The following is a 5,530-nucleotide window of genomic DNA, read 5'->3' as shown; positions in this document are numbered from 1 at the left end:
GCGATCCGAATGCGAAAGGTTAAATACAATTGCTGAAAGGGAATTAAATTATCGTTTGTTAGGTTTGACGGCTTTTTCGCCGTCTTTTTAAAGCAGCTTGCTTGCGAAGATCGCCGCGATCGCGAACGGTTTGCATAAAAGTATCGTTCGTTTGAGTTTCGCCGATATAGCGGGCGAGAGATGCAATGGTGGGATATTCAAATAAAGTCAAAACCGAGATATCCTGTTGTAAGGTTTCTGCCAGTTGACCGCGAGCTTGCACCGCCGCGAGAGAATTGCCCCCCAAGTCAAAAAAGTTTTGCTGGATGTCAAGGGGAGGTTCGAGGTTTAAAATAGCTTGCCAAATATTGGCGATCGCTTGTTCGAGTTCGTTACTCGGCGGTGCAATCTCTCGAGTTTCGCGAGAATCGATTCCCTCGAGGGTCATCAGCTTTTGACGATCGATTTTGCCATTGGTCGTGAGGGGCCAGCGATCGAGGGGAAGATAATGGGTAGGAATGGCATAATCTGGCAGCCGTTCCTGTAAAAAAGCCTGTAGTGCTTGGCGTTTGAACTGTTTTTCCCCATCCCTTCGGGCGATAATGAGGTGCTGTCCCAAGATCTCCAAAGGCGATCCTTTTTCTGGGAAAAACGCGCATTGTTCAAATCCTTGGCTTGAGAGGCGATCGCACCACTGTTGCGGCGATAAAGTCGGTAGATTGGCGTTTAAGCGTTCGTCTTCATAGTCGCTAAATCCTTCGGTTAAACCAATTGTGGTCATGTGAGAGGGACGAAACTCGGTTAATTCTACTAAGAGTAAAAATCCGCCTTCGGTTAGGAGCGATCGCGTGTAAGGTAAGGTAACGTTTAAATCTCGCGCAACGTGAATGACATTGACGGCAACGATCAGATCGAAACTTCCCAATTGATAGCCTTGTTCCTGGGGAGCCCGGTTGATGTCGAAGAGTCGATAGTCTACAAAGGGATAGCTTGTGAATTTTTTCCGTCCTTGGTTGAGGAAAAATTGGGAAATATCGGTATAGGTGTAACTGGTATTTTTTGCGGGTAATTCGGGTAACACAGAAGCTGTCGTTGCGCCAATTCCCGCCCCAATTTCTAGAATTCGTAGGGGTCGATCTGGCGACCAAGTACGGACTAATTCCGCGATCGCCGCTTTCACCAAGCTGTTAGAATAGCGGGCGGAAGGAGAACTTTCATAAGCACTTTCAGCAGTCTCTCGACTCCCTTTGACAAAGAGGAGATCCAGAGGATTTTTTTCTCCTTGCAAAATGGGGATGTGATTGTCCCCACTACGTTGTAAATAGGAAAGGAGTCCGCAGGCGATTGGGTCTGTCAGTCGCTTCGCATCTTGCCATAATTGTTGCAGGTTATCGGTGTTTAAGGGTTGAGGACTCATCCAGCGATCTCCTTCCTCCGGGATTAAGTCTCCTCGATCTTCAAGGACGCTCAACCACTGGCGGATGGTTTTGTCGTAAAGTGGGAGAATGCGACATTGGTGCATAATTTCGTTGCTAGAATGGCTTTCTCCAGGTTGGATATAAACGCCTAAATCTCTTAATGTACGCTTCATGTAAGCAACACTCAATTCTTCCAATCCTCCTTGGGTGCTGGAGATCGCATCTATCTCGAATTCGGATAAAATTTGGTTAGTTTCGCGATCGCAGGCTGTTAAAAGCGCTTTCCATAACTTCTCGATTTCCGACTCGTCCCGATCGCCAATATTAAACAAACTCCCCTCTAGAGAGGATTCGCAAATCACGCAGGCTACAAGCTGATGCTTGACGTTCTCTTTGACCATGACTAAAGCATCCCGAACCCCCGGATGCTGCCGCAGTGCTACCTCAATTTCTCCCAATTCGAGCCGATATCCTTGCAATTTCACGAGATTGTCTTCCCGTCCGAGAAACTCGATATTGCCATCGGGAAGGTAGCTCCCTAAATCTCCCGTCCGGTACAAGCGCTCTCCAGTGGTGCGATGAATGATAAAACTCGCCTCGGTTTTTTCGCGATCGCCCCAGTATCCTTGTGCCAAACCGATCCCGCCGATATATAATTGTCCGGGAACCCAAACGGGTACGGGTTCGAGAGCTTCATTCAATACATGAAATTGCTGATTTGTCAAGGGCTTACCGTAAGGAATGCTTTTCCATTGGGGATCGACAGTTTCAATCGGATAAAAAATCGACCAAATCGAAGCCTCAGTCGCCCCGCCCAAACTAACAATCTGTACTTCTGGGACAAGGGAACGGAGGCGATCGGGCAAACTCAAGGGAATCCAATCGCCGCTCAAAAGTGCCAAACGCAGAGATTCGAGGGCGGAATCGCTTTCCTTGCTCGCATATTCAACGAGCATTTCCATCAGTGCGGGAACGGTATTCCAAATTGTTACCCTTTCTCGCTGGATTAACTCCAACCAATGAGCGGGGTCTTTCGTATGTCTAGCCTTGGGGATGATGAGAGTTCCTCCCGCAGCCAACACGCCAAAAATATCGTAAACTGACAAGTCAAAAGTGAGAGCAGAGAGGGCAAAAACGCGATTCTCCTTCGGAGACACTTGGCGATCGCCAGAAGTAACGTTAAAGCGTCGATTAATGTCAACGATGGTATTGACAGCACCGCGATGGTCGATCGCCACGCCTTTCGGTTCTCCCGTAGATCCTGAAGTATAAATGACATAAGCTAAATCGTCTTGTTGCTGTAGTGCTTCTGAGGAATCGAGCAGATCCTCAGCTAATTCTCCCTTATCCACCAATAGCCATTGCACCTCAGTAAAGACAGAGAGGCGTTCTTGCAAGTGAGATTGAGTCAGAGCGATTTTAACGCCTGCGCGATCGAGAATCTTTTTTTGGCGGCATTCGGGCCAAGTTGGAGCAATAGGAACGTAAGCAGCACCCGCAGCGAGAATAGCTAAGACAGCGACAATTTGTTCCCAGCCTTTCTCCATAACTACAGCAACAAGTTGGTTGGGACGTACTTCTAACTGACGCAAATCTACACTCAAGCGACGGGCGCGGCGAGACACTTCTTCATAAGAAAGAGTGTTTTCGTAGGTAATAATAGCCGGATGTTGAGGTTGTTGGCGGGCGCGATCGCTAAAGAACTGATGCAGCAAACCTTCGGGCGCGTTCGTGTTGGTAGCATTAATATTTGTCCGTTGCGCCAATTGAGCGACAGGAACGAGGTGCAATTGTTTTTGCTGCCAAGTCTCCTCTTTGTCAGCCAAGCGAGCGAGAAGATGCTGATAAGTCTCGAACATATCTTCGATCGTGCCGGGAGGAAAAAGTCCCTCAACATAATCCCAGTTAAAATCTAGAGAACCATCTGAGCGGACATAATACTGATAATCTAGCCAGACTTGCGGAGTCTGAGAAATGCTGTAAACAGTTTCGGTTTGTTGTTCGAGGAAGGCGATCGCGGTGGGATTGGTTTCACTTTGTTGCGGTCCGTGGGTAAACACGATCGGCATTGCTGCGAGTTCGGCCGAGTGGTGTTGTGCTTCTACCCACTCTCGCAAAATGCGAACCCCACTCACTGCCCCATGTTCTAAATCTTGCCACAATTGTTCCTGCAAGCGTCGAGCGCGGACAGCAAAAGGCTCGTCGGTAGAGCAATTGACTTCTAGGAGAATAAATGAGGCGCATTCGCCAATAATTTCCTGAATTTGCGGGTGGAAGGGCAAGCGGTTGAAGGAAGGAACATTGAGGGTAAAGCGAGGAGATTTACTCCATTGGGATAGCACTTCTGCGTAGGTAGCGAGGAGTAACCCCGTGGGGGTCAAATTTCGACGTGCTGCTTGCTGTTTTAAAGTTTGCCATCTTTGGGCATCGAGAACGGCTTGGAGGCGTTGGAAGCGAGGCTGGGCAATACTGCCAGGATTTTGAGCAAGAGGTAAATCCGGGGCGGGGGGCAGATCGGCTAGGCGATCGCGCCAATAGGTCAAATCTCTTTGATAGCGAGGAGTTTCTTGGAGGGTGCGAGTTCCTAGGACGTAATCCCGGAAGGACAAATCTAAGGGTGGAAGTTGTCCATCGCTTTCGTTGTAGAAATGAGAGAGGTCTTGAAAGAGTTTCAAGGTACTCCAAAAGTCGGTACACCAACCATCCAAACTCAAATGCAGGCGAAAATGGCGATCGCCAAATTGAGTGGCGATAATCTCAAATTGCGGCCAGCGATCGAGGGGTAGGACTTGATGAGAGAGGCGATCGCGGATGGCTTGGATATGCGATGAAATGGCGGTTTCATTGGCATCTCGTAGGTCGGTAACGGCAATTTCGTAAGGGGGAACGGATGGCAAGACCTGTTGGCTACCGTCGCTTAAAACCACTGCCCGCAGCATATCGTGGCGATCGATTAACTTTTGCCAAGCTCGTTGAAAGCGGTCGAAATCAAAGTCTTTCGCTTCCAATTCCAAATAATTGTGCATGGAAACATTGCCTAACTCAAAAGCCCCACTTCTTCCCAACCAATATGCTTGCTGCATATCCGTGAGGGGAAAAGGGTCATAGCGTCCGGCGCGATCGGGGATAATTTGTGGTACGGATGTTGTCTCAGATTCTTGTTCGGATTTGAGGGATTGTTTGACTTTTCCTTGGAGCAGTTTTTCGAGTAATGCTCGCTTGTCAGTTGATAGATTTTCTTTCTTTTTCATAGGTTGTTAATTATTGGTGGTTGGTTATGTTATTTGTCATGCAAAAAATGCGCGGCTTCTTCATCGGATAGTTGTTCGATTTGAGCCAGTAAATTCTCTTCAATTGCCTCGGCTAATTCGGCAATAGTTGCTGCGTGGATGAGTTGGCGAAGGCTCAAATTAGCTGCGGGTAAGGCTTCTCGAATTCGCGTCAGAATTTGCGTCGCTTGTAGGGAATTGCCCCCAAGCTCGAAGAAGTTTTCGCGAATGCCGATGGGATCGATCTCTAAAACGTCTTGCCAAATTTGCGTGAGGAGTTCTTCTTGAGGATTGCGTGGTTCAACGTAGGTAGTTTGAGAGAATTGAAATTCAGGAGAAGGGAGAGCTTTGCGGTTGATTTTGCCGTTGGCTGTGAGGGGTAATTCATCTAAGAAAACAAAGGCAGAAGGCATCATATAATCAGGTAGTCGTGCGGCTAATAATTTCCGTAATTCTTGCTCGAAAGAGAGGGTGTTTTCTGAGTTTGTCTTCTGTGGTTGCAACCATTGCTGCTTTTGTTCGGGTGCTATCGCGCCACCGAGGAATCCATGCAAGAGGATATCATCGTCAGTGAGGTGAAAACAGGTCTCTAGCACTTTGGCATCAATGGAGTCGCCGATGGCACAGAGTCCGATATTATAGCGATGGCACTCCTCGCTCAATAGTTGACCTATATACCCCGCCTCGATCAGGCAAAAATTTCGGGCGAATTCGCCGTATAAAGGCGCGATCGCGTCAAGAGAGCCAATGGAAAACAGAGCAAAAGCGGCGCGATCGAAAATCTCGCGGTTGGAGTAGCTATAGAGATTCCGTTCCAAATGTGCCTCTTTGGAAATTAAAATAAGCCGATGGCGCAGGGGATGG

The 5,530-nt window shown here is 48.2% G+C and carries 2 protein-coding genes; both read right to left on the bottom strand.

The features are described from left to right. Positions 1-58: 58 nt before the first annotated feature. Positions 59-4,648, bottom strand: a complete 4,590-nt coding sequence (locus G3T18_RS24335; protein WP_224413187.1) for a non-ribosomal peptide synthetase — start codon at positions 4,646-4,648, stop codon at positions 59-61. A 29-nt stretch (positions 4,649-4,677) separates the two neighbouring features. After that, positions 4,678-5,530, bottom strand: an 853-nt coding sequence (locus G3T18_RS24330) for a SagB/ThcOx family dehydrogenase (RefSeq protein WP_224413186.1), incomplete at its 5' end; no start/stop codon positions are given.

The organism is Oscillatoria salina IIICB1, assembly GCF_020144665.1.
Taxonomy (GTDB): Bacteria; Cyanobacteriota; Cyanobacteriia; order Cyanobacteriales; family SIO1D9; genus IIICB1.
This window is presented reverse-complemented; position numbering and strand designations above follow the sequence as displayed.